The sequence below is a fragment of the Arthrobacter sp. OAP107 genome, from assembly GCF_040546765.1.
Taxonomy (GTDB): Bacteria; Actinomycetota; Actinomycetes; order Actinomycetales; family Micrococcaceae; genus Arthrobacter.
Window position 1 is genome coordinate 4,851,673 of record NZ_JBEPOK010000001.1, and the last position, 23,964, is coordinate 4,875,636.

Annotated in this window: 21 protein-coding genes and 1 pseudogene; 14 read left to right on the top strand and 8 right to left on the bottom strand. The window is 68.5% G+C overall.

Annotated elements, in window-relative coordinates:
- Positions 1-93: 93 nt before the first annotated feature.
- Complete coding sequence (locus ABIE00_RS22265) at positions 94-1,104, bottom strand: LacI family DNA-binding transcriptional regulator (protein ID WP_354262801.1); 1,011 nt, start codon at positions 1,102-1,104, stop codon at positions 94-96.
- A gap of 146 nt (positions 1,105-1,250) precedes the next feature.
- Here ABIE00_RS22265 and ABIE00_RS22270 point away from each other — a divergent pair, with 146 nt between their 5' ends.
- From ABIE00_RS22270 to ABIE00_RS22290, 5 genes are all read left to right on the top strand, one after another.
- Positions 1,251-2,816, top strand: coding sequence for an FG-GAP-like repeat-containing protein (locus ABIE00_RS22270; RefSeq protein WP_354262802.1), 1,566 nt, complete (start codon positions 1,251-1,253; stop codon positions 2,814-2,816).
- Positions 2,817-3,144: 328 nt separating this feature from the next.
- Complete coding sequence (locus ABIE00_RS22275; RefSeq protein ID WP_354262803.1) at positions 3,145-5,370, top strand: multicopper oxidase family protein; 2,226 nt, start codon at positions 3,145-3,147, stop codon at positions 5,368-5,370.
- Entirely contained in the window at positions 5,367-5,999 is a 633-nt protein-coding gene (locus ABIE00_RS22280) for a hypothetical protein (protein ID WP_354262805.1), read from the top strand. Before ABIE00_RS22275 ends, ABIE00_RS22280 begins: the two co-directional genes overlap by 4 nt.
- A gap of 40 nt (positions 6,000-6,039) precedes the next feature.
- Complete coding sequence (locus tag ABIE00_RS22285; RefSeq protein WP_354262806.1) at positions 6,040-6,540, top strand: hypothetical protein; 501 nt, start codon at positions 6,040-6,042, stop codon at positions 6,538-6,540.
- Positions 6,541-6,747: 207 nt separating this feature from the next.
- On the top strand, positions 6,748-8,037 hold the full coding sequence (locus ABIE00_RS22290; RefSeq protein WP_354262807.1) for an ammonium transporter: 1,290 nt from the start codon (positions 6,748-6,750) through the stop codon (positions 8,035-8,037).
- Here the strand turns inward: ABIE00_RS22290 and ABIE00_RS22295 are convergent.
- On the bottom strand, positions 8,023-8,523 hold the full coding sequence (locus ABIE00_RS22295) for a GNAT family N-acetyltransferase (RefSeq protein ID WP_354263489.1): 501 nt from the start codon (positions 8,521-8,523) through the stop codon (positions 8,023-8,025). The two genes, ABIE00_RS22290 and ABIE00_RS22295, sit on opposite strands and share 15 nt — an antisense overlap.
- A 30-nt stretch (positions 8,524-8,553) precedes the next feature.
- Positions 8,554-10,458 (bottom strand): annotated as a pseudogene (locus ABIE00_RS22300) (FAD/NAD(P)-binding protein); the annotation flags it as partial.
- Between the two features lie 271 nt (positions 10,459-10,729).
- Here ABIE00_RS22300 and ABIE00_RS22305 point away from each other — a divergent pair.
- From ABIE00_RS22305 to ABIE00_RS22340, 8 genes are read left to right on the top strand one after another with little or no spacing between them, the layout of a single operon-like run.
- The gene (locus ABIE00_RS22305; protein WP_354262808.1) at positions 10,730-11,746 is read left to right on the top strand and encodes an amino acid ABC transporter permease; all 1,017 of its coding nucleotides are present in this window, start codon (positions 10,730-10,732) and stop codon (positions 11,744-11,746) included.
- A 5-nt stretch (positions 11,747-11,751) separates the two neighbouring features.
- Positions 11,752-12,561, top strand: coding sequence for an amino acid ABC transporter ATP-binding protein (locus tag ABIE00_RS22310; protein WP_354262809.1), 810 nt, complete (start codon positions 11,752-11,754; stop codon positions 12,559-12,561).
- A 10-nt stretch (positions 12,562-12,571) separates the two neighbouring features.
- Entirely contained in the window at positions 12,572-13,627 is a 1,056-nt protein-coding gene (locus tag ABIE00_RS22315; RefSeq protein WP_354262810.1) for an ABC transporter substrate-binding protein, read from the top strand.
- The gene (locus tag ABIE00_RS22320) at positions 13,624-14,790 is read left to right on the top strand and encodes an LLM class flavin-dependent oxidoreductase (RefSeq protein ID WP_354262811.1); all 1,167 of its coding nucleotides are present in this window, start codon (positions 13,624-13,626) and stop codon (positions 14,788-14,790) included. The genes ABIE00_RS22315 and ABIE00_RS22320 overlap by 4 nt, the downstream gene beginning before the upstream one ends.
- On the top strand, positions 14,768-15,619 hold the full coding sequence (locus tag ABIE00_RS22325) for a DUF1684 domain-containing protein (protein WP_354262812.1): 852 nt from the start codon (positions 14,768-14,770) through the stop codon (positions 15,617-15,619). The genes ABIE00_RS22320 and ABIE00_RS22325 overlap by 23 nt, the downstream gene beginning before the upstream one ends.
- Entirely contained in the window at positions 15,616-16,815 is a 1,200-nt protein-coding gene (locus ABIE00_RS22330) for an LLM class flavin-dependent oxidoreductase (RefSeq protein ID WP_354262813.1), read from the top strand. The genes ABIE00_RS22325 and ABIE00_RS22330 overlap by 4 nt, the downstream gene beginning before the upstream one ends.
- A 10-nt stretch (positions 16,816-16,825) precedes the next feature.
- Positions 16,826-18,256 carry an NtaA/DmoA family FMN-dependent monooxygenase gene (locus ABIE00_RS22335; protein WP_354262814.1) on the top strand — a complete coding sequence of 477 codons (1,431 nt, stop codon included), beginning with the start codon at positions 16,826-16,828 and terminating at the stop codon, positions 18,254-18,256.
- A 4-nt stretch (positions 18,257-18,260) separates the two neighbouring features.
- Positions 18,261-18,401: a hypothetical protein gene (locus ABIE00_RS22340; RefSeq protein WP_354262815.1), complete on the top strand. Its 141-nt coding sequence runs from the start codon at positions 18,261-18,263 to the stop codon at positions 18,399-18,401.
- Here ABIE00_RS22340 and ABIE00_RS22345 read toward each other — a convergent pair.
- A complete protein-coding gene (locus ABIE00_RS22345; RefSeq protein ID WP_354262816.1) occupies positions 18,398-18,715 on the bottom strand; it encodes an alpha/beta fold hydrolase in 318 nt (105 codons plus the stop codon). The two genes, ABIE00_RS22340 and ABIE00_RS22345, sit on opposite strands and share 4 nt — an antisense overlap.
- Before the next feature lie 98 nt (positions 18,716-18,813).
- Between ABIE00_RS22345 and ABIE00_RS22350 the strand changes: the two genes are divergently transcribed.
- Positions 18,814-19,605 (top strand): IclR family transcriptional regulator, encoded by a 792-nt coding sequence (locus tag ABIE00_RS22350; RefSeq protein WP_354262817.1) that lies wholly within the window; start codon positions 18,814-18,816, stop codon positions 19,603-19,605.
- Between the two features lie 27 nt (positions 19,606-19,632).
- On the opposite strand, the gene ABIE00_RS22355 is transcribed toward ABIE00_RS22350, so the two are convergent.
- The 4 genes from ABIE00_RS22355 to ABIE00_RS22370 are packed head-to-tail and all read right to left on the bottom strand — an operon-like array spanning position 19,633 to position 23,871.
- Positions 19,633-20,616: a glycerate kinase gene (locus ABIE00_RS22355; protein ID WP_354262818.1), complete on the bottom strand. Its 984-nt coding sequence runs from the start codon at positions 20,614-20,616 to the stop codon at positions 19,633-19,635.
- Positions 20,613-21,602 carry a 2-hydroxyacid dehydrogenase gene (locus ABIE00_RS22360; protein WP_354262819.1) on the bottom strand — a complete coding sequence of 330 codons (990 nt, stop codon included), beginning with the start codon at positions 21,600-21,602 and terminating at the stop codon, positions 20,613-20,615. The genes ABIE00_RS22355 and ABIE00_RS22360 overlap by 4 nt, the downstream gene beginning before the upstream one ends.
- 2 nt (positions 21,603-21,604) lie before the next feature.
- Complete coding sequence (locus ABIE00_RS22365; protein ID WP_354262820.1) at positions 21,605-22,609, bottom strand: hydroxymethylglutaryl-CoA lyase-like TIM-barrel protein; 1,005 nt, start codon at positions 22,607-22,609, stop codon at positions 21,605-21,607.
- Positions 22,606-23,871: a CaiB/BaiF CoA transferase family protein gene (locus ABIE00_RS22370; protein WP_354262822.1), complete on the bottom strand. Its 1,266-nt coding sequence runs from the start codon at positions 23,869-23,871 to the stop codon at positions 22,606-22,608. The genes ABIE00_RS22365 and ABIE00_RS22370 overlap by 4 nt, the downstream gene beginning before the upstream one ends.
- Positions 23,872-23,964 lie beyond the last annotated feature (93 nt).

Genomic DNA, 23,964 nt, shown 5'->3' on the forward strand with positions numbered 1-23,964 from the left:
GATGGCCCGCTGCTTATCGGGCTGAAACTATTGTGAGCGCTAACAACTTGCTGCGTCAAGTGCTGCCGATCACCGATTTGGCGATCGATACCTTCAGGCAGGGGCGGCGGTGCTCCGGCGGACCACGAGCTCGGGCTCCACCACAGTGGTACTCACCGTGTCCCCGTTCGCGATGGCGCTCAGCATCAGGTCCATGCAGCGCCTGCCGAGTTCCTCAAAGTCCTGGCGGACGGTGGTGAGCGGCGGCGTGAAGTAGCCCGACTCCGGCTGGTCGTCAAAGCCCACCACGGAGACATCCTCGGGGACCCGGACGCCCGCCTCATTGAAGGCACGGAGCAGGCCCAGGGACATCTGGTCGTTGCCCACGAACAGCGCGGTAGCGGTCCGTTCGGCGGCCAGCTTCCGGCCGATCTCGTAGCCGCTGCCGGCGCTCCAGTCCCCCTCGACTACCAGGCTGTCGTCCAGCCCGGCCCCGCGCAGCGCGGCGCTCCAGCCCTCGGCGCGCGCCACCGCGTCGATCCAGTCCTGCGGCCCCGCAATGTGGCCGATCCGGCGGTGGCCCTGCTCAATCAAATGCCCGACGGCGAGCTCGGCCCCCCGCTTCTGGTCCACCATGGCGCCGCTCACCGCCTCGCTCCCCAGCGACCCCACGGCCACCACCGGCACGCCAGGGTTCAGTTCGGCCAGGGCCACAAGCGTCTCGGAATGCGGCACGATCACCACGATGCCGTCCACTGACTGGTCCAGGAAGTGCCGGATGGCATCGAAGATCCCCTCCCGGCTCACCGAGCGGAGGGCGGCGATGCTGACGAAATAGCCGGCATCCCGTGCGGCCTGCTCCACCCCCAGCAGCGTGTTGGCCGGACCGTACTGGGACAGCTCGCTGCCAAGCACCCCGATGGTCTGCGACTTCCGCGTAACCAGGCTCCGGGCCGCGGTGTTGCGCCGGTAGCCCAGCTCCGCGATGGCGACCTCCACGCGCTCGCGCGTGGCCTTGCTGACGTTGGGATGGTTGTTGATCACCCGGGACACAGTCTGGTGCGAGACCCCGGCGCGCTCCGCCACGTCCTCAAGCCGGGGCAGCCGGGCATTGCTTTTTGCCATGGGGTAATTGTGCGCGACCCACGGCCCTGAACACGAATAGGCGCGGCACGGATGGACGCGGCCGGACGTACACTGGTGGGAGCAAAGGAGCGCTGGCGATGGACGGCAAAGTTCATCATTCGGGGGGCGGATTATCCGCACGGCACATGCTGACGGGGCTCCTGCTCCTGCTCGCCCTCCTCTTCAGTTACCTGCCCGGCGCCGCCCCCGCACGCGCCGTATCGCTCAACGGCCACGACATCTCCTGGCCCCAATGCCCGACGGCGGTGGGCGGCTTTGGCCTGCCGCTTCCGCCGGCGTCATCCCAGTTCGTGGTGATCGGCCTGACGAAGGGACTGCCCTTCACAGAGAACCCGTGCCTGGCCAGCCAGGTCACCTGGGCTTCCAGCAACCGCAAACCGGCCCAGGCCTACACCATGGCCGCCTTCCCCACGGCCGCCCAGCTCACCACTTACCGGTCCCAGGGACCGTGGTCCGCAGCCACCCGGGCGGGGCAGCTCTCCAACGTCGGCTACGCGGAAGCAAGGTATGCGGTGGCCAGCCTGGCGCGGGCGCGGTTTGCGCCACGTGTGGTGTGGATCGACGTCGAACCCCGCCCGGCCCAGCCGTGGCCCACCGCGAGCGCCGCGCAGCAGCGCGAAAACCGGTACATCGTCGAGGGCCTGATGCGCGGCCTGCGCGACTCCGGCTATTCCTATGGCCTGTACTCGTTCGCCTCCGGCTGGACAAGCATCACCGGCTCCTGGCGCCTCTCCGGTGTTCCGGTGTGGGCCACCGCCGGCCGGCTGGATTTCCCCGGCGAAGCCCAGAACCTCTGCCGCACCGCCAGTTTCTCCGGCGGCCGCGTGTACCTTTCCCAGTGGTACGACGACGTCCGGGACTACGACCTCACCTGCGACCCCTATGCCTTCACACCCCTGCCCATCCCGGCGTCCACCCTGTCGCGCTCGACCGGCGACTTCAACGGGGACTGGAACACGGACATCCTGACCCGCGTGACGGCCACGGCCGAGCTGCGGCTGTACCCGGGGAACGGCCGCGGGGGCCGGCTCCCCGGCGTGCGCATCGGCACCGGCTGGAACGGCTTCAACGCCCTTGAAACACCCGGCGACTTCAACGGCGACGGCCCGCAGGACGTCTTCGCCAGGGAGGCCGCCACCGGATACCTGTGGATGTACCGCGGCAACGGCACCGGCGGGTTCCTCCCACGGATCCGGCTCGGCACCGGGTGGAACAGCTTCAGCGCGATCGTTGGCCCCGGTGACTTCAACGGCGACCAGCGCGTGGACATCCTCGCCCGCGAGTCTGCCACCGGCTTCCTCTGGCTGTACCGCGGCAACGGCACCGGCGCGTTCCTGCCGCGGATCCGCGTGGGATCCGGCTGGAATGCCTTCAATGCCCTGGCCGGTCCGGGCGACATGAACAACGACGGCGCCGCCGACGTCCTGGCGCGCGAGGCGGCCACCGGCGTCCTGTGGCTGTACCGCGGCAGCGGCACGGGCGGCTGGCTCCCCCGCGTCCGGGTGGGCGCCGGCTGGAACGCCATGACCGCCGTCGTAAGTCCCGGTGACTTCAACGGCGACCGCAACCCGGACCTGCTGGCCCGCGACGCCGCCGGCGTCCTGTGGCTCTATCCCGGGCTGGGCACGGGACAGTTTGCCTCCCGGGTGCGCGTCGGCGCGGGCTGGAACGGGCTCGCCCCGCTGTTCTAGTGGGGCTTCTGACCGACCGTTGAACCCGGCCTCTGATCGATCGTTTCACCAAAACGGCCGCTTTCCGGCCAATTCCTTCTATTTACTGGGCCGTAGCCTTGGAACGGCCACCCCCTTATACCCGTCTCATTGAGGGGGTATGCACGGCATTCGTCCAATGTTTTCCCAACCCCCTGCCCGCACTGTAGTTGCGCGGGGCAACGACAAGCGCAGCCAGCTTCCGCAAGGCCAGGATTTCCCGGAGCAGAAACCGGGGAAAGACCCTGAGAAAGCTCGAATACCGGGGCCAGCAGGCCACTCTTTTTTGCCCCGAAGGAGGCGCATACCCATGTCAGAAGAAACCGCAACCACAAACGAAGTGCCGACCAATGCAGTGTCCCGCCGCAATGTCTTGCGGATCGGTGCGGCCGGAGGTGCCGGCGCGGCCCTCGTCGCCGCCCAGGGCTGGGCAGGCCCCCTGCTCGCGCAGAAGGGCCTCCTGTCCCCCGACGGCGCGTTCGGCGCATCGTCCACCGCCCTCGGCGACCTGCTGTTCTACATTGAGGCTTTTCCCACCAGCCCGCTGATCCTGTCGCCGTTCCAGGACAAGCTGCCCATCCCCAAGGCCCTGGCCCCGACGCCGGCGGTGGGGGATGCCTTCACGAAGGGCTACACGGAATGGAGCGATCCGCCCGGGCCCGGCCAGGGCCAGCAGAGCTCGTTCAAGAACGAACAGCACCAGATCTGGCCCGCCAAGCTGAACTATCCGGACCCGCTCGTCTACAAGATCGACATCCTGCTGCGGCAGCATGCGTTCACCACCTCGCAGGTGCTGCCCATCGATGCGAACGGCCGCCCGACGATCTCCTTCGACGAGAAGCGCAAGACGTACCCGGCCGGAACCAAGCGCACGCTGCCGCTGAGCACCATCTACGGCTTCAACGGGACCTTCCCGGGCCCGATGATCAATGCCGAATACGGCAAGCCGGCCCTGGTCCGGTTCGAGAACCACCTGGATGAGAACCCGCTGAACCTGGACCGCCAGGACTTCGGCTCGCCGGACTGGTCCTTCCTGACCCACCTGCACAACGGCCACACCGCTCCGGAGTCTGACGGCAACCCGCACTATTCAATGACCCGGGGACCCAAGTATGAGGGCTACCTGCCGAAGACGTTCTGCGACAACCTGTACCTCAACTGGCCCGCCGGCGGCGACGACCGGGAGAAGCAGAGCTTCTTCTGGTTCCACGACCACCGGATGGACCACACAGGTTCCAATGTCTACAAGGGCATGGTGGGCCTGTACCCGATCTATGACCCGAAGAACGGCATGGACATGGGCGACGAGACCAAGGGCCTTCGGCTTCCCGGGGTCCGCAAGAACAATCCGGACGGGTCGTTCGACGTGGACTACGACGTCCCGCTGGCGTTCTACGACTGCCGGCTGGATGACGGCGTCACCATGCACAAGGACATCCACGACGTGCAGAAGGAATTCCCGGACGCCAAGAACCCTGCCAAGCACCCCGAGTGGTGGGGCAAGACCTTCTACAAGCACTTCCCCAACCACGGGTTCGTGGGCGACATCTTCACCGTGAACGGCACCGCCTACCCCGTCATGGAGGTCAAGCGCCGCAAGTACCGCTTCCGCTTCCTGGACGCGTCCATCGCCCGGATCTACGAGTTCAAGCTGATGAGCTCCACAAAGGGTCCGAAGACCTCGGTTTCGCTCGGCTACAAGGGCGACGAACTCGAGGGCCAGTACCGTATCCCGGACGGCCAGCAGTGCATGCAGTTCACCCAGATCGCGTCCGACGGCGGTCTGCTGCCGTTCCCGATCAAGCGTGATTCCTTTGAGCTGTGGCCGGCCAAGCGGCGCGAAGTGGTAATCGACTTCACCAGGTACCAGGACGGCACGCCGACGACCAAGGGCGACGTCATCTACCTCACCGACGTGATGAAGATGCCCAACGGCCGGATGTGGAGCAACTCGTCCCGGTTCTCGCCCGACCCCGCTTACAAGGTCCCGGTGCTCAAGTTCGTGATCGGCGACGACGCTCCCGATGACAGCGTGATCCCGACCGGGATGATGCGTGAGCTCCCGCCGCTGCCGAGCAACTGGCAGACCATGCTGGACAACCGGCTCATCTTCGAGGTGGAGCGCGGCTCCGGCGGCGGCGAAACGGAGTGGCTCATCAACGGCAAGCCGTTCACTCCGAACACCGTGGCCACCAGCCTCAAGAACCGCGCAGGCCGCTCACCGCTCGCCCAGCAGAAGATGGGCAGCTACAACCTCTGGGAGATCCGCAACGGCGGCGGCGGCTGGGTCCATCCCTTCCACCTGCACATGGAGGAACACCGGGTGGTCATGCGCAACGGCAGGGACGTCACCCGCGGCGGCGACAAGGGCCATCCGGATGACGTGTCACGCGAGGACCTGGTGGCCCTGGATCCCGGCGAGGCGACAGTCATCTACCGCGGCTTCCGCGACTTCACAGGACCGTACGTGGCCCACTGCCACAACCTGGCGCACGAGGACCACGCCATGATGTTCGGCTGGGAGATCACGCCATGACAGCGGTACCGGCGGGCACTGCCAGCTGGAGCAGCAGCGGGACCGGCGCCGAGGCGCCGGCCCGCCCCGCGGTCCCCTGGCTGACGGTCATCCCGCTGGCGGCGATGATGGCCTTCGCCGACGGCTTCTGGATGGTCTCGCTCAGGGGTGCTGTGGGTGCCATCGAGCGGACCCAGGAGCCGTTCATCAGCTGGCTTCGGGAGTCCACCGTGCTGCTCCCGGTGTTCGTGCTGGCGGTCATCGCTGCCGTGACACTGTCCATGCGGTGGTTCGGGCCGATGCCGGCGGGAAAGAAGGCCTTCCTCACCACGGCCCTGCTGATTGCCGCCGCCGGCACCCTGGCCGGGGCCCTCACGCTGGCCGCCAGCCAGGCCTGGGACTACGCCCTGCAGCATGACCTGATGAGCCACCTGCACCATTCGAACTCAGTACAGTCCGTGGATCAGCTGGACCAGTCCTCGCTGGGGCTCCAGCTTGCCGCCTTCGGCTACGGCGTCGGCCTGCTGCTGGTCTCCAACGTCGTGGTGACCGGGTGGACGGTGGCCATCCGGGGGCGGGCGGCTGGACGTCAGCCGCCGGCCGAAGGCGTCGCCCGAGGGTGCTCCCCGCCGTGCGCGGGCCGCAGGTGACCGGACGGGCATCACGGACCTTAGGCTGACGCTGGCCGCGGTGGCGCTGTTCGGCTGCGCCGCCATCCACCTGGCGGTCATCCCGGACCATCTCAACCACTGGGTGGCGGCCAGCGCCTTCTTCCTGGCCCTGGCCATGGCGGAGGCGGCCGGCGGAGCCCTGCTGCTGGGCCGGCCCAGCCAGAACGTCCTCGTTGCCGTCGCAGCCGCCTCCGTGGTTCCGCTGGCACTGTGGGTCTGGTCCCGCACATCCGGGCTGCCTTTCGGTCCCGACTCCAACCTGGCCGAGCCATTTGGCCTGGCCGACACCGCAGCCTCCCTCCTAGAGCTCGGGACCCTGGTGGTCGCCGTCGTCCTGCTCCGCGCCAAGCGCAGGGGTGACGGCGGTCCGGCGAGGCGGACGACGGCGTCGGCCCACCTCCGCGCGCTGGCCGTGGTGGGGGCAATCGCCATCGGTTCCCTGGGTGTCGCCGGAGCCGTGCCCGGCTTGCTCGGCGAGGTGGACACGTCAGGAAATACCACCCACAGCACCACACATTAGGAAGGCTTTTTCAGTTCAAAGTCCGACGACGGCGGCTCCCGGGTTTGGGGGCCGCCGCCGTCGTGTCTGGCGTGCAGTGACGGTTACAAGCAATTTACATTCCCGAAACCTAAGGCAGTTTCCGGAGTCCTATGTTGTGGGGACTAACGGCATTCGTCCGGGTCTCAGCAAAAAATGCCACCCACCGATTCCTGAGTGGAGTTCGAAATGAACGCTGGAGATGTTGCCTGGATCCTCGCAAGTTCCGCACTGGTGTGCATGATGATTCCCGCCCTGGCCCTCTTCTACGGGGGCATGGTGGGATCACGCAGGATCCTGAACATGATGATGATGTGCTTCGGCGGGGCCAGCCTCGTGGCCGTGCTGTGGGCACTGTTTGGATACTCGATGGCCTTTGGCAATTCCGTGAACGGCCTGGGCCTGATCGGGGACGTGACGCAGTACGCAGGCCTCGAGCCAATGCTGAAGGATAATCCCGATGCCGCCCTGCCGGCGGCACTGTTCACGTCCTTCCAGCTGTTCTTCGCCTGCGTCACCACCGCCCTGGTTGCCGGCGCGGCCGCCGGGCGGATGAAGTTCGGCGCCTGGATGGTGTTCGCGGGCGTGTGGGCCACGCTGGTCTACTTCCCCATCGCGCACTGGGTCTTCGCATTCAACTCCGCGGACGGCTCCGTGACGGGCGGCTGGATCGCCAACGGCATCAAAGCCATCGACTTCGCCGGCGGGACGGCCGTGCACATGAACGCCGGCGCAGCCGCCCTCGCCCTGGCACTGGTCTTGGGCCGCAGCTCCGGCTGGCCCAAGATGGAACACTCCAAGCCGCACAGCCGCCCCCTGGTGCTGGTGGGCGCGGGCCTGCTCTGGGTGGGCTGGTTCGGGTTCAACGCCGGATCGGCGCTGACCGCCGGCCATTCGGCGTCGGTGGTGTTCCTCAACACCGCCGTGGCAGCGTCCGCCGGCCTGCTCGCCTGGGCCGTCGTCGAACGGATCAGGCACGGCGCCACCACCAGCATGGGTGCCGCCTCGGGGCTGGTCTCCGCCCTCGTGGCCATCACGCCCGCCTGCGGCGCGGTCAGCCCGCTGGGTGCCGTGGCCATCGGCGCCATCGCCGGTGCTGTCTGCTCGCTGGCCATCGAATGGAAGTACCGTCTCGGCTTCGACGACTCCCTCGACGTGGTGGGTGTGCACCTCGTGGGCGGCATCATCGGGACTCTGCTGATCGGCATCTTCGCCACGAGCAGCGCACCCAACGGCGTCAGCGGCCTGCTGTACGGCGGCGGGCTGCGGCAGCTGGGCATCCAGTCAATCGCCACAGTTGCCGTGCTGGCCTACTCCTTCGGCCTGACCTGGGTGATCGCCAAGGTGGTGGACATGGCCATGGGCCTGCGCATCCACGAGGAGGACGAACTGCGCGGCATCGACATCGCCGCCCACTCCGAGTTTGCGTACCTGATCGATGAAGACCCCGTGAACCTGGGCGCCTCACCCCGGTCCTGAGGCGGCGCCTAAGACGGGGTCCCCTGCCAGGACGTCCAGTTTCTTCGTGAAGGCCAGCGGCCCGATAGTCTCGGGGTCCGCGGCGAGGTCGAACTGAGCCGTGTACCCGGTATTCAGGTACAGATGCTTGGCCTCCGGCTGGCGCGGGCCCGTGGTGAGGTAGACGCTGCGGTAACCGCGCTCCGCGGCCAGCCGCTCGAGTTCCGCCAGCACCCGCCGGGCCAGCCCGCGCCGCCGGTGCGCCGAGTGCGTCCAGATCCGCTTGAACTCGGCGGTTTCCGCGTCGTAGCGGCGGTAAGCCCCGCCGGCCACGGACTCGCCGTTCTCCTGGAGGATCAGCAGGGCGCCGCGCGGGGCCTCGAATTCCTCCGCCGGGTACCTGTTCAGTTCCTCGGCGGCCGTGCCACGGCCGAACAGGTCACCATAGCGGGTGTCGTACTCGACGGCGAGCTCGTCCAGGAGCGGCCGGACCCGGGGGTCGTGCATGGGCAGTTCGAGGACGGTGAGGGTGGAGCGTGACACGGCAGTGAGGATCGTTCTCGCGAGGGCGTCGTTCTCCCGGAAGGGTGCGGCGTTGGTGCCGGGCCGGGCAAACGCGCCCGCTCCCCAGCCGGAGGTCCCTGGGCCGACGCCGAACAGGCCGCGCCGGGTCCCGCCACCGCGGCCCACGATCCGATGGCCGCCGGTGATCAGGAGACGGCCGGTTGCGTGGCCGCCGTCGGAGGTGAGCAGGTGCTGCTCCGCGCCCAGGCCCGTGCCGTGCAGCGATCGCAGCAGCGGGTTGGCGGAACGGGCCACGGCCGGGCCGGGCAGCCGGGCCTCGATGAAGGCCTTCGTCCGCAGGCTCACCGGTGACTGCGCCGACGTCGCCACGAACTCGCCGGTGGCGTCGTCCGCGGCGACCGCAAGTCCCGGTCCAAGGAAGTGCAGCAGCCCGGCGCGGTGGACGGCCAGCATTTCGCGAAGGCGGCGGGGCGGCGGACCGGAATCCACGAAGCTGAAGAAGCCGTGCCACCAGCCGTGCACGTCCTCCTGCGAGCGCGCGTTCAACCGTTCGGACGGAACGATCCGGCCCAGCTCCATGTACACCTTCAGCAGCGCCATGAACAGTGCCAGCGTTTCCGGGTGGTCCGGTCCCGTCCGCAGCTCGAGGTCATGCTCAATGTAGGCAGCCACCGCGTCCTGGACGTCATCATGGCCGGCAAAGAGCTGGCCGCCGAACGGCTTGTCGAGCCGTTCGAGGTCCAGGTGCAGCTCAGCGTCGGGTACAGCGGCGGCGACGAGCTCGCGGCGGGCGCAGCTGTACCAGTCCACGGCGGCAAACCGCTCCGCAAACTCGTCCCAGCCCAGCGCCACCCGCTCCGGGCTGCCGGTGAACAGCTCCCGGTAGTAGCCGTACCCGGCGTCCTTGGCGATCAGGGGCCAGAGGTGGCTGCGGAAATCCAGTTCGGCGTGCTCCTCCAGGAGCGCGCCGACTGCGTCAGCGGTGAAGAACCGTGGCGCCGCCGCAGGTTCACCGCGCAGCGCCGTGGAAATCTTGGAGTGGAACGGCACGCCGCGGCGTGACCCGGCCCAGAGCCGGGGCTCGGCCCCGGACGGAAGGTAGCGCAGCCCGCCGTCGGGCCTCTCTTCAAAACGGCCGCCGCGGCCCTCGGTGAGCAGCACCAGCAGGTCAACGAAGGCCAGGCCCATCCCGGAGACGATGACGTCCTGGCCCGGGGCGATGGGGGAATAGTCGACGTCGGTGGTATAGCTGGGTGCCGCATGGAACCCGCCGTGGCGGGCCGCAAACGCGGACCAGGCAGCGGAGCGTGCATCGGGTTCCGCGTCGGTGTGCCCCACGGCGGCAATCACGACGTCGGCGTGCAGGGTGCCGCCGCCGGCAAGCCGCACACTGTACCCGCCATCGTCGGAAGCGCCACCGGCCGTTTCACCCGGTTCGACTCTGACCGCGGTGTCGCGGTGGACCGTGACGCGGACGTCGCTGCCCAGGGCACGGACGGCGCGGCGGAAGAACCACTCGAGGTATTTGCTCTGCAGTTGCCGGGTGGCAAAGGAGCTGCCCGTCAGTGAGCGCAGCTGTTCCTGCAGGTGCGGCGGCATGGCGGGCACGTCGGTGATGGAGCCGTCCCGGACACCGGCAGCCCATGCGGCAAGGCCTGGACCGTCGATGGGCGGCCCTTCGCACAGCACCGAGGAGTCGGTGAACATCGTGACGTCCGCCGCGGTTGAGTTCATCATGAGGCCGGGTTCCTGGTCGAAGCGCCAGATCCTGCCGGAGCCGGGTTCGTACGGCTCCACGATGTGGATCTGTATCGGGCCGCCCGCGAGCCCCGGGCGGTTGGCCGCGAGCCGTTCGAGTATTCCGGCCGTGCGCGGGCCACCGCCGATGAAAACCACGGATGGGGGCTGCGCCGGCATCGGAAACTCCTGGTGGAAAGGACCCTTGGAAGGGCCACGGGAAAAGGGCTTGGGCCCTCAATCTAGGGTCTGGACAAACCGCCGGTCGAGGGCGCTGTCACGGCCGTTCACCCCGCGTAATGGCCCGTAAATCAGCGCAAGAATTCGTCTCATGACGCCCCGCTAAGCCCCGTGAACGAATGCAACAGGCGGCTTTGCCCGGCCTTCCGGGCGCACCTAGATTTGCAGCCAACTGCCCCAGAAATACCAACCGGAAGAAGCGAGATGGCGCATGAGTTCAGCAGCTACCAGGACGTCCCAGTCCCCCACTGAGGCACGGGCGGTGCCGCCCCGGCCCGCCGAACTGCGTGCCGCCATCGACTACGCCGACTACCGCCTGGTGCCCGCCCGCCGTCCGTGGCGCTGGGTGGGCACCGTGGTGGTGGCTCTCGGCGTGGCCGCGGTGATGTGGTCCCTGGCCACGAACCCGCGCTGGGAATGGGGCGTCGTGGCCCAGTGGTTCACCGCCAAGTCCGTGGTGAACGGCCTGGTGGAGACCCTCAAGCTCACCGCCATCTCCGGGGCGCTTGGCTTCATCCTGGGCTTCCTCCTCGCCCTCATGCGGCTGTCCGCTTCGCCGCTGCTGGTCTCCGTGTCCTGGACGTTCTCGTGGATCTTCCGGTCCACGCCGCTGCTGGTCCAGATGCTCCTTTGGTACAACCTTGGGTACCTCTACGAGAAGATCAGCCTCGGAATTCCGTTCACGGACATCCGGTTCTTCGAGGCACAGACCACCACCCTGATCAGCCAGTTCGCGGCGGCCGTGCTCGGCCTGACGCTGAACCAGGCCGCCTACTCTGCCGAGATCATCCGCGGTGGCATCCTGTCCGTTGACCAGGGCCAGCTCGAGGCGGCGGCCGCCCTGGGCATTCCGGCCTGGCGCCGGTCCACCCGGATCGTGCTCCCGCAGGCCATGCGCGCCATCCTGCCCACGGCCTTCAACGAGATCATCGGCCTGGTCAAGGGCACCTCGATCGTTTACGTCCTGGCCTACTCCGAGCTCTTCTACACCGTCCAGGTCATTTATAACCGCACCCAGCAGGTCCTGCCGCTGCTGCTCGTGGCCACCCTCTGGTACGTGGTGATCACCTCCGTGCTCAGCGTGTTCCAGTACTACATCGAGCGCCACTACTCCAAGGGCGCGGTGCGCACCCTGCCCCTCACGCCGCTGCAGAGGGCACGGAAGTTCTTTGCCACCCACGCCCCGGTCAACACCAAGGACACGGCCACCACCACCGGAAGGAAGTGACTCCGATGAGCACAACACTTGAGGCCCCCGCCGCCACCCGCGGGCTGGTGGAGATCACCAAGGTCCGGAAGTCCTTTGGACCCACCGAGGTCCTGAAGGGCGTCTCCCTGACGGTGGAGCCCGGCGGCGTGGCCGTCATCGTCGGCCCTTCGGGTTCCGGGAAGTCCACCCTGCTGCGGACCATCAACCACCTGGAAAAGGTGGATGCCGGGTTCATCGCCATCGACGGCCAGCTCGTGGGCTACCGGGTCAGGGGCAACAGGCTGCACGAACTGCCCGAGAAGGACATCCTGAAGCAGCGCACAGAAATCGGCATGGTGTTCCAGAACTTCAACCTGTTCCCGCACCTCACGGCGCTTGAAAATGTGACCGAGGCGCCCGTCGTCGCGCAGGGGAGGTCACAGGCGGAAGCCCGCGAGCGCGGCCTGGAACTCCTGGACCGGGTAGGCCTGCGTGACCGCGCCGGCGCCTACCCCCGCCAGCTCTCCGGCGGCCAGCAGCAGCGCGTCGCCATCGCCCGGGCGCTGGCACTGGACCCGAAGATCCTGCTCTTCGACGAGCCCACCTCCGCCCTTGACCCCGAACTGGTCAACGAGGTGCTGGACGTGATCCGCGGGCTGGCCAAGTCCGGCACCACCCTGATCATCGTCACGCACGAGATGGGTTTTGCCCGCGACGTGGCGGACACCGTGGTGTTCATGGACCAGGGCCAGATCGTCGAACGGGGCAAACCGCAGGACATTTTCACCGACCCGCAGGAAGAACGCACCCGGAGTTTCTTCTCCAAGGTGATCGAGCCCGCCTTCAATATCTAAAGGAACTCCCATGGCACCCTTCTTCACCCCGCACCACGGCACCGCCCGCCGGCGCACGCTGGCAGCGCTGCCCGCCGTCGTCCTTTCCGGCGCGCTGGCACTGTCCGCCTGCTCCGATCCCGGCGCCGCCGCCTCCGGCGGTTCAACGGCCGCAGCCGGTGGGGCGACGACGGCGGGCCGCAACGGCGTCGTCTACAACACCTCACCGGACCAGCAGCGGATCCGCGCTGAAAAGGATGCCGCGCTGGCCGCGAAGGTGCCGGCGCTGATCGGCAAGGACGGCAAGCTCACGGTGACCACCACCGCAGGCTCGATCCCGCTGTCCTTTCACGCCACGGACGACAAGACGCCCATCGGCTCCGAGCTGGACATCGCCCAGCTGGTGGCGGACAAGCTGGGCCTGGAGCTCGACGTCCAGGTCACGTCCTGGGAGAACTGGCCGCTGAAGACCCAGTCCGGCGACTTCGAGGCGGTGTTCTCCAACGTGGGCATCAACAAGGACCGGGTGAAGCTGTTCGACTTCGCCAGCTACCGGGCGGCGTACATGGGTTTTGAGGCGAAGAAGTCCGCGTCCTACAACATCCGGGACGCGGACGACATCTCCGGCCTGAAGGTCTCCGTAGGCTCCGGCACCAACCAGGAGAAGATCCTGCTGGCCTGGAACAAGGAGCTCGAGGCCAAGGGCAAGGAACCCGCCAGCCTGCAGTACTACTCGTCCGACGCCGACACCATTCTGGCGCTCTCCTCCGGCAGGACCGACCTGAACATCGCGCCGTACCCTTCGACGGCCTACCGGGAAAACACCCGCGACGACCTGAAGATCGTCGGCAAGGTCAATGCCGGCTGGCCATCGGAGACCCTGGTGGCCGCCACCACGCTCAAGGGAAACGGCCTGGCGCCGGTGATCACCGAGGCGCTGAACTCCGTCATCAAGGACGGCTCCTACGGCAAGGTGCTGGACCGCTGGGGACTGTCCGAGGAGGCCCTGCAGGAATCCAAGACGGTGACCGAGGCCAACTTCGCCTCCACGCAGACGGGGGCAACACCGTCGGGGGCTGCGAAATGAAGTTCCAGGTCCTGGACATCATTCCGCACCTCAAGAACCCGGTCACCGGCGAGATCGTCTCCACCGCCGACCGGCTGAACCAGGTGGTGCAGACCGCCCGGCGCGCCGAGGAGCTCGGCTACGACAGCTTCTCCGTGGGCGAGCGGCATGCCGGGGCGTTCATCTCCTCCTCCCCCACCACGGTGCTCGCCACCATCGCCGCCGTCACTTCCCGAATCCGGCTGCACACCGGCGTCACCGTCCTGTCCGTGCTGGACCCGGTGCGCGTGGCCGAGGACTACGCCACGATCGACCAGCTCAGCCGCGGCCGGCTGGAACTGGTCATCGGCAAAGGCAACGAAGTGCTGCAGTACCCGCTCTTCGGCCTGGACTTGGCAGACCAGTGGGACCTGCTGGAGGAGAAGTACTCCCTGCTGCGCCGGCTCTGGCGTGAGGAGGACGTCACGTGGTCCGGCCGCTTCCGCCCCGCGATCACCGAGCCGACCACCACTACGCCCCGCCCCTACGCCGGTTCGCCACGGATTTGGCACGGGTCTGCTACAACCCTTACGTCGGCGGCGCTGGCAGGCCGCTGGGGAGACCCGCTGTTCACCGCGAACGCCATCCAGCCGCGGGAAAACTACAAGGTGCTCATCGACCACTACGTGGCGGAGTACGAGCGGAACGGCCATGATCCGCGCCACCGCTACGTGGGTTCGGGCAGCGGAGCCGGCGGCGTGTTTATTGCCGGCACCACGCAGGAGGCCAAGCGCCAGTACGGCCCGGTCTACGAGGCCCTCACGGCTGCACGCAACGTTCCCGGCAACAACTCGCCGTTCCGGGACATCGACCACGCGGTGGCAGAGGGCCCGGCACTTGTCGGCAGCCCGGAGCAGGTGATCGATAAGATCCTCAGCTACCACGGTCTGTACGGGCACGATCTGCAGTCGATCTCGCTGCCCACCACGCTCCCCCTCGAGCAGCAGCTGGAGATCCTGGAGCGGTTCGCGCTCGAGGTCATCCCGGCCGTGCGCGCGTCTGCCCCCACCACGCTCTGGGAGTCTGCGGATCCGTTTGCCGGCCGCCCCGGCTTTGCGGGAGCCACCGAACCCGACGCTGCCTCCGCCGTCACCACCGACCACGACAACCACAGGAGCGACAATGCCTACGTCTACGCCCACTGAAACTGCTGCCGTGTTCGCGGCTGAATGGGAGCAGTGGCACGCCGCGCATGAGCGCCGCCGCGCCGATCCCCACGGTTTCCTCGCCGTCACCCACCTGCACTGGCTGGGTGCGGAACCCGCCCGGCTCGAGGGCGTTCCGGGCTCCTGGAGCGTACAGGACGACGCCGTCACGGTGATTCTGGAGCCCGGCGAAAGCCTGCTGCGGGACGGCCGGGAGCTGAACGGCAGCCCGGCTGAGAACGGAAGCACCGCCGTCGTTTTCGATCCGATCGCCGAGCGGAACGGCATTAACCTAACGGCGGGTCCCGCCGTCGTCGAACTCGCCAAGCGCGGCGGGGAATACATCGTGCGTCCCCGGCACCCGGAGAACCCGCTGCTCAATGAGTACCGCGGCACGCCGGCCTACGCGCCGGACCCGCGTTTCGCCGTTGAGGGCGTGTACGTGGCCTTTGACGAGCCCCGGCACACCACGGTTGGCGCCGCCGTCGAGGGCATCGTGCACGTGTACGAAGCGCCCGGCGAGATCCGGTTCGAGCTGGACGGCCAGGAGCTGACGCTGACGGCCTTCAACGGCCACGCGCCCGGCACCCTGTCCGTGCTGTTCACGGACGCGACGTCCGGCAAGACCACGTACGCGGCGAACCGCTCGCTCACGGTGGACGCGCTGGACGCAGACGGCCGCGTGATTCTGGATTTCAACCGTGCGGTGAACCTGCCGTGCGCCTACACCGACCTCGCAACCTGCCCGCTGCCGCCGGCCGAAAACCGCCTGGCCGTCGCAGTCGAAGCGGGCGAACAGAACCCCCACGAGAGGCAGGCCGGACAGTGAGCACCGCAGCCAATTCCTTCCTGGCCATCGAACTGGACGGCGACGGAGCGCACCCCGCCGCCTGGCGCAAAGCCCGGCACACTCCCGCCGAACTGCTTGATGGCACCCGCGTCCGCGCCACGGTGCTGGCCGCCGAGTCGGCCGGGTTCCACGTGGCCACGTTCGCTGACGGATCGCTGACCCCGGCGAGTTCCGGGCAGAACGGCCGCGACATCCCGGGCCGGCTGAACGCCCTGCAGCGCGCAGCTTTTGCCGGGCCCGTCACCAGCTCCATCGTGCTGGTTCCCGAGGTGGACACCGTCTACACCGAGCCGTTCCACATCTCCACACAGCTGGCCAGTCTGGACTATGTGTCCGGCGGGCGCGCCGGGTGGCTGGTGGCCGCCTCGGACCAGGCCGCCGATGCTGCCGCCGTGGGACGTTCCGTTGTCGCTGCTGACGGGTTGGGCCGGGAAGCCGCCGATTCGATTGAGGTCAGCCGCCGGCTTTGGGACTCCTGGGAGGACGACGCCGTGATCCGTGACGTCGCCACCGGCCGGTACATCGACGTGGACAAGCTTCACTATGTCGATTTTGAAAGCACCGTCGATTTCGAAAGCGGCAGCGGATACTCCGTCAAGGGACCGTCCATCATTCCTCGTCCGCTGCAGGGCCAGCTGCCGGTCCTGGCACCGGCCGGCCTGCTGGGCGGGAACCAGCCGGGCGGGAACCAGCCGGGCGGGGACCGGCTGCCCGCGGGGGCGGCGGATGCCGTCCTCGTCTCCGCGCCCACGCCCGGGCTGCTGGCCGGCGAGATCGCCGAGGCCCGCGCTGCCGCTCCCGGGCCCGCGATCATCGCCGAGCTCGACGTCGTCCTCGACGCCCGCGGGCAAAATGCCGCCGGGCGGCTCGCCGAACTCGATGCGCACACGCCGTGGCAGAGCAGGCGTGCCCGTTTCGCCGGCACCGCGGCGGAACTCACGGAGCTGCTCGCCTCCATTCTGGAGACCGCCGACGGCGTGCGCATCCACCCGGCCGTCCTGGACGTGGACCTGGAGGAGCTGGCGCAACTGGTGCTTCCTGCCCTCCGGCGCCGGGGCCTCCTCGCACCGCAGCAGCCCGGTTCCACATTCCGGGACCTGCTCGGCCTGCAGCGCCCGTCCAGCCGGTATGCCGCCGCATCAGCGGCCCCCGCGGCTTCCGCGGCCCAGAACTAAGGAGAGACCCATGACAGACACCCACATCGGCAACGGCTTCGTGCCCTCCGGCCAGCTGCAGCTCGGCGTCTTCTTCCAGGGCGTGAACTCGGGTACGGTCTGGAAGTCGCCGGAATCCGGCTCGCAGACGGACTTCGAGTCCTTCCGCCGCATCGCCCAGACCGCGGAACGGGGCCTGTTCGCCGCGTTCTTCCTCGGTGAGGGGCTGCGGCTGCGCGAGCACCTCGGCCGCCCGCACGCGCTGGACGTTGTCGGCCGGCCGGACGCGCAGACCATGCTGGCCGCGCTGGCTTCCGTGACCAGCCGCATTGGTCTGGTGGCCACGCAGAACACCACGTACAACGACCCCGCGGACCTGGCACACCGGCTGTCCAGCCTGGACCTGCTCTCCGGCGGCCGCGCGGCCTGGAACGTGGTCACCACGGACAACGCCTGGACCGGTGCGAACTTCCGCCGCGGCGGCTACCTGGACCACGCCGACCGGTACGTCCACGCCGAAGCGTTCGTCAACACGGCCAAGCGGATCTGGGACTCCTGGGAGGACGGCGCCATCGCTTCAAGCCCTGCCGCCACCGCCTGGGCCGCGCCCGGTTCGGCCCGGCCCGTGTACCACGAGGGCAAGCACTACACGGTGGACTACGTGCCCCGGCTGCCGCGCAGCGCCCAGTACCGGCCGGTGCTGTTCCAGGCCGGCGACTCGCCGGAGGGCCGCGACTTCGCTGCCCGGCAGGCCGACGTCATCTTCTCCGCCCACCCGAAGCTCGATGACGCCCTGGACTTTCGGCGCGACATCGTCGAACGGACGGTCAAGGCCGGCCGCGGCGCGCACGACGTCAAGATCATGCCCGCGAGCGAGTTCATCCTCGCCGCCACGCCGCAGGAAGCGCTCGAGAAGAAGAACTGGGTGCGGAGCCTGCAGATCGGCCCCGAGCAGGCCATCGCCTACCTCGAACAGTTCTGGGGCCGGGAACTTCAGGGCTTCGATCCGGACGGCCCGCTGCCGGATATCGACCCTGTGGTGGAGGAGACCTCGGAGACCCGCGGCAGCGGTTTCCACGGCGCCAAGGCGAAGCAGCTGGCGGACCAGTGGCGGGCCGAGGCCAGGGACAAGGGCCTCAGCATCCGGCAGTTTGTCTCCGCCCGGACCAGCCGCGGGGACTCCAGCTTCACAGGTTCCTACACGGACGTAGCCGACCGGCTGGCCGAATACGCCCGCACCGGTGCAGTGGACGGCTTCAACATCTCGCCGTGGCTGATCCCCACCGGGCTGGATGACATCGTCAACCACCTCGTCCCGGCACTGCAGGAGCGCGGCGTCTACCCGACGGAATACGCCGGATCCACGCTGCGGGAGAACCTCGGCCTGGCGACGCCGGTCCGGCAGGCTGGCTCCCTGCAGAGCACCGCCGTCGGGAACACCGCCGTCGGACTGGAAGTCTAAGCACGTGGGCAGCAACCGGGACGGCCAAAACCTCGACGCCGAAGCGGTCAATGACGAGGCCGGCCAAGACGGGACCGCCCTTGAGGCTGACGAAGCCGCGGACTCGATCCGTCTCCAGCTGACCGTTCGGGAGCTGCTCCTCTAGTAAACCCCGGCGGGTAGCGCCATTGGCAGGAAGTCCTCGATCCAGGTCTGCACCCGGGTGTCATCCAGGTGCAGACCGTGCCGGCCGCCGTCGACCTGGATCAGCTGCGAGTCCGGAATCCGCTCCGCCATCATCACGGCGTTGGCAACAGGAACGAGGGCATCTTCGCTGCCGTGAATGATGAGGGCCGGGGCCCAGCCGGACATTCCCATGGCCTGGCCAGCCACCTGCAGCAGCGGTTCGCCCTGGCCTTCCTCTGCCCAGGCGAGCTCCGCACCATCGGAGGCGACGGCCTTTTTCAACGTCAAGGTCACCTGTTCAATCTACCTGCAGGGGTCGGGCTGCAGATTGGCCCGGGGTGATGGGACCGGGTGATTGGACCGGGATGAAGCCACCGTCTAGCGTGAGTCCTATGTCGGCAGCCGATGCTTCAGCGAAATCCAGCAGCAACCCCCTGCTCGTCCTGGGGAAGATCACGTCGATCCTGGATGCCTTCTCGCTCTCCCGGCCGGTGCTCTCGCTGAGCGACATCCGGGAATACACCGGGATGCCCACGTCCACCGTCCAGCGGCTGGTCACGAACCTCACCTCCCAGGGCTTCCTGGACCGGGAGGAGGACGCCTACCGCATCGGCATGCGCATGGCATACTGGGCGGCGCCGGCCACCCGCGGCATGGAAGTCATCGACGTCCTCAGCCCCTTGCTCAAGACCCTGCGCGACACCACCGGCGAGACGGCCTGCTTCTTCAAGGCGGAGCAGCATTACCGCGTGTGCGTCGCCATGGCCGAGACCCGCCATGCGCTGCGCCGGGAGATGCACCTCGGCAAGGTGCTGCCGCTCTACGCTGGCTCGGCCGGCCGTGTCCTGCTCGCCTGGGATCCAGAGCTCATGGACGCCGTGCTGAAGGATCCGCTGGAACCTATTACCGAGTCCACCATCACCAGTTCCGAGGACCTGCAGAGCGTGGTGAAGCAGACCCGGACGGACGGCTTTGCCATCACGGTGGGTGAGCGGGAAGACGGGGCCTCCGGGCTTTCCGCCCCGGTTTTCGACTCCGCGGCAGGGCTCGTGGGCGCGGCGACCATCAGCGGACCGACCCTGCGCATGCCCCTGGAAACCTGTGAAGCCTGGGTGGAGCCGCTGCTTGCAGCCGCGGAACACATGACGCGGCTGATCGGCGGCCGGTTCCCCGGCGAGGCGTAACGCCCCGCCGGGACCCCGCCGCGGACATCACAAAAGCGCCGAGTACCCGGCCACCGACTTCCCCGCCGCGTACATCGCCGCGGCATCGGAGGCCACGACTATTTCGCTGAAGTTCCGGGCGTACGCGCCGAGGTCCGCCGCGACAGACCCCACGACGGCCACCACCGGGATGCTCCGCCCCGAGCGGCGCACCCGTTCCAGGATGGCCGAGATGATCTTGCCCTCCCCGGTCTGCGAATCGAGCCGCCCCTCGCCCACCACGACGGCGTCCGCGGCTTCCAGGTGCAAGTCGAACCGCGCGGCGTCCAGGACAGCGTCGGCGCCGGACACAAGAGACGCGCCGAAGTGCGCCCACAGCCCGCCGGACAGGCCGCCCGCCGCCCCGGTGCGCGGCACGCCGGCCGGGTTTCGCGGATACGAGTCCGCAAGTTGCCTGAGCCGCCGTTCCAGCAGTTCGACGTCGGCAGGACCGGCGCCCTTCTGCGGACCGAAGATGCGCGCCGCATCCAGGAACGTCGACGTGACATCGGAGAGCACGGTGAGCCGGGCACCCCGGAGGCCGCCGCCTTCGTTAATGGCCTCGACCGCTCCGGCTCCCCCGTCTGTGGTGGCGGAGCCACCCGCCGCAACCATGATGTGCGTGGCGCCGGCGTCCACCGCGGCGGCAACCATCATGCCCGTGCCGTAGGTGCTGGCCGTCACCGCGTCACGCGGGCAACTGCTGGGCACGTTCAGGCCGCTGGCCTGGGCAAGTTCGACGACGGCGGTTCCGTCCGCTGACAGCCCGACGGCCGCCGTGAGCGGCTCACCCCACGGGTTCTGCGCGGCGACGGAAACAGCCGTGGCTCCCAGGCTGCTGCACAGCGCATCGAACGTCCCCTCCCCGCCGTCGGCGACGGGCAGCTCTGCCGCCCTCCCGCCGGCAGCACGGATGCCGCCGGCGAGGGCCGCAGCCACCTCGGCTGCGGAATACGTGCCCTTGAAGCTGTCCGGTGCGACCAGGACGGTCATGCGCCGGTGAGGGTATTGACGGCGTGCGGCGGGGTGCGTCCCTCGGCGATCGCAACCGCGTTGAGGGCGCTGAGTCGGGCCATCTCGCTGCGGACCGGGACGGTGGCGCTGCCCACGTGCGGCAGCAGCACGGTGTTGGGCAGTTCGGCGAGTCCGGGTGCGAGCCGCGGCTCGTCCTCGAAGACGTCCAGCCCGGCACCGGCGATGACCCGGTCCCGGAGCGCCGCGACCAGGGCGCCCTCGTCCACCACCGGGCCGCGGGCGGTGTTGATCAGGATGGCATCGGGCTTCATGCGCTCCAGCACCGCGCGGTCCACCAGGTGCCGGGTCTGGTCGTTGAGCGGCACGTGCAGGGACAGGAAGTCGCTGCGTTCCACCAGCTCGTCCCAGGAAACCTGCCGCACTTTCCCCGCGAATTCGCCCAGTTCCCCGTCGCTGACCGGCCGGTGCCCTGGAGGCCGCGGCGCGAAGAGGATTTCCATCCCGAAGCCCAGGGCGCGGCGGGCGGTGGCGCGCGCGATCCGTCCGAACCCGGCCAGGCCCAGCACGGCGCCCGAAACGTCCCGGCCCAGCAGCAGCTCGGGCTCCCAGCCGTGGAAGTTGCCATCCCTGACCAGTCGGTCCGCCTCCACCACGCGGCGGGCGGTGCCGAGGATGAGCAGCATGGCGATATCCGCCGTCGCATCCGTCAGCACCCCGGGGGTGTTGCCCACCAGGATGCCGTGGCGGGTGGCGGCGTCCACGTCGATGTTGTTGTAGCCGACCGCGAAGTTGGATACGCCCTTCACCCTCGCGCGGGCCAGCAGAGGCTCGTCGATGACGTCGCGCAGCTGGGTAAGGACGACGTCGTACTCGCCTGAGGCGCAGAGCCCCGCCAGCGTCTCATAGTCGGGCGGCGACGGCAGCACGGCGACCGAACCGGCGTCGGAGAGCAGCTGCAGCCCGGGGTCCGGGATGGCCGTGGTGACCAGGAAACGGCTCCCCATACCTACTCGCCTCCCGTGGTGCAGGATGCCGTGGTGCCGGGCGCAGGGGGGCTGTCCGACGGAATGACCCAGGGGAACGCCGGGGCCTTGGACCTGGCGCCCTGCGCCGCCTTGGAACGGTTGGGTTCGCCCAGTTCGGCGAGCAGCTTCTCGGAGAGAACGACGAGGTCCGCGAAGGTTTCCGGAGTCACCCACTCGGGGCGGGTGGCGAACAGGATGTCCTCGCTGGAGGTGTTGCCGCTGGCCCCCGGGGCGAAGGGACAGCCGCCCAGTCCGCCGAGCGCTCCGTCCACCATCACGGCGCCGGCCTGGATCGCGGCGAGGGTGTTGGCCACGCCCAGGCCCCAGGTGTCGTGCCCGTGGTAGACGATCCGGCGTGCCGGGGACTCGGCACGGACGCGCTGGATGAGGCCTGACACCTGGGCGGGGATGGCCTGGCCCAGGGTGTCGCAGAGGACAATGTCGGTGGTTCCCTCTGCACGGGGATCGTTGGCGATCGCCAGGATCCGCTCCTCAGGCACGGTTCCCTCGAACGGGCAGGTGAAGGTCGTTGCGATGCACAGCTGGATCTGCCCATTGACCGCCTGCGCGTACTCCACGGCCTGGGGCAGCGCGGCGAGGCTTTCCTCGGTGGTGCGTCCGATGTTCGCCTTGTTGTGCGAGTCCGACGCCGAGAGGCAGTACTGGAAGTTGCGTGCCCCGGCGGCCGCGGCCTTGGCCACGTGGCCGGGCGTGGCCACCCAGATCCAGCACTTTTCCAGTTCCCCGGGTGTAAGGTTCTGGACCACCTCCACGGTGTTGGCCATGGTGGGGACGAGGTCCGGACGGGCCATGGAGCCCAGCTCGATGGCCGGAACGCCCAGACGGAGAAGCTCCCGGACGGTCTCCACCTTCCGTTCGGTGGACAGGACTTTCCCCGTGAGCTGCAGCCCGTCCCGGAGGGTGACGTCCCGCAGGATGGCGCCGCCCAGGGTCGGGGCGAGGTCGGTTTCGTGGTGCTGGTTCATGCCTGGAGTGCCTCCTCGCGGCCGGTTGCCGCTGTGATCTCTGCCGGGTCCATGCCGAGGAGCCCCGAGAGGATTTCTGCCGTGTTTTCGCCCAGGTCCGGGCCAAGGTTCCGGATGGGGAGCGATTCGCCGCCGATCACCGGAACAATACCCGGGAAGCCGACGCCCGTCAGGATCTCCTCACCGGTGGAGACGTCGAATTTCTGGACCATGTTGCGGGCCGCGTACTGGCTGTCGGTGCTGATGTCCGCCGCCGTGTAAATGGGACCGGCCGGTACCCCGGCTGCGTCGAGGGCGGCCAGGGCGTCGGCGGCATCCAGTTCCGCGGTCCAGGCGCCGATGGCCTGGTCCAGTTCCTCGCGCCGGGCCCACCGGCCGGCGTTGCTCTGCAGTGCGGGGTCTTCGGCCAGGTCGGGGCGGCCGATGGTCTGCATGTACCGCTGGTAGATGGAGTCCCCGTTGCCGGCCACCACGATGCTGGCGCCGTCCCGGCAGGTGTAGGCGTTTGAGGGGGCGATCCCTTCCATCCGGCCGCCCACGCGCTGCCGGTCCACGCCGTATGCCTGGTAGTCTGGGATCAGGGATTCCATCATGGAGAACATGGCCTCGTTCAGGGCCACGTCGATCACCCGTTCGGTGAGCGGCACAGCGCCGGACGGGTTCCCGCCGGCCGTGTCCCCGCGCCGTGCTTCACGCTGGTAGAGGCTCATCATGGAACCAAACGCGGCGTACAGTCCGGCAATGGAGTCCCCGATGGAGACGCCGACCCGGACGGGCGGGCGGTCGGGGTCGCCGACGAGGTTCCGGAACCCGCCGTATGCTTCGGCGACGGCGGCAAACCCCGGGCGCTCGGACAGCGGGCCGGTCTGCCCGAAGGCGGAGATGCGCGTGATGATCAGTTCCGGGTTGGCTTCATTGAGGACCTCCGGGCCGAGGCCCCACTTCTCCAGTGTGCCCGGGCGGAAGTTTTCCAGCAGGATGTCGGACTTCGCGGCGAGCTTCAGGACCGCCTGCTTTCCGGCCTCGGTCCGCAGGTCCAGCACCACGGACTTCTTGTTCCGGTTGATGGTCCGGTACAGCATGGACGTGTCGCCCTTATGGAGGCGCCAGTTGCGCAGCTCGTCGCCGGTTCCGGGCCGCTCCACTTTGATGACCTCGGCGCCGAAGTCGGCGAGCAGCCGCCCGGCCGTGGGGGCAGCGATGTAGTTTCCGAGCTCCAGGACGCGGATGCCCTGCAGGGGCGGGATGCGTGGTGGTGTCATGGTGTCTTCTTCTTTCGTGGCCGTACGCCGGGAACGCGCAATCTTTGGGTTCGACGGGGTTCTAAGGATCGACGGGGGTTCTTGGGTTCGACA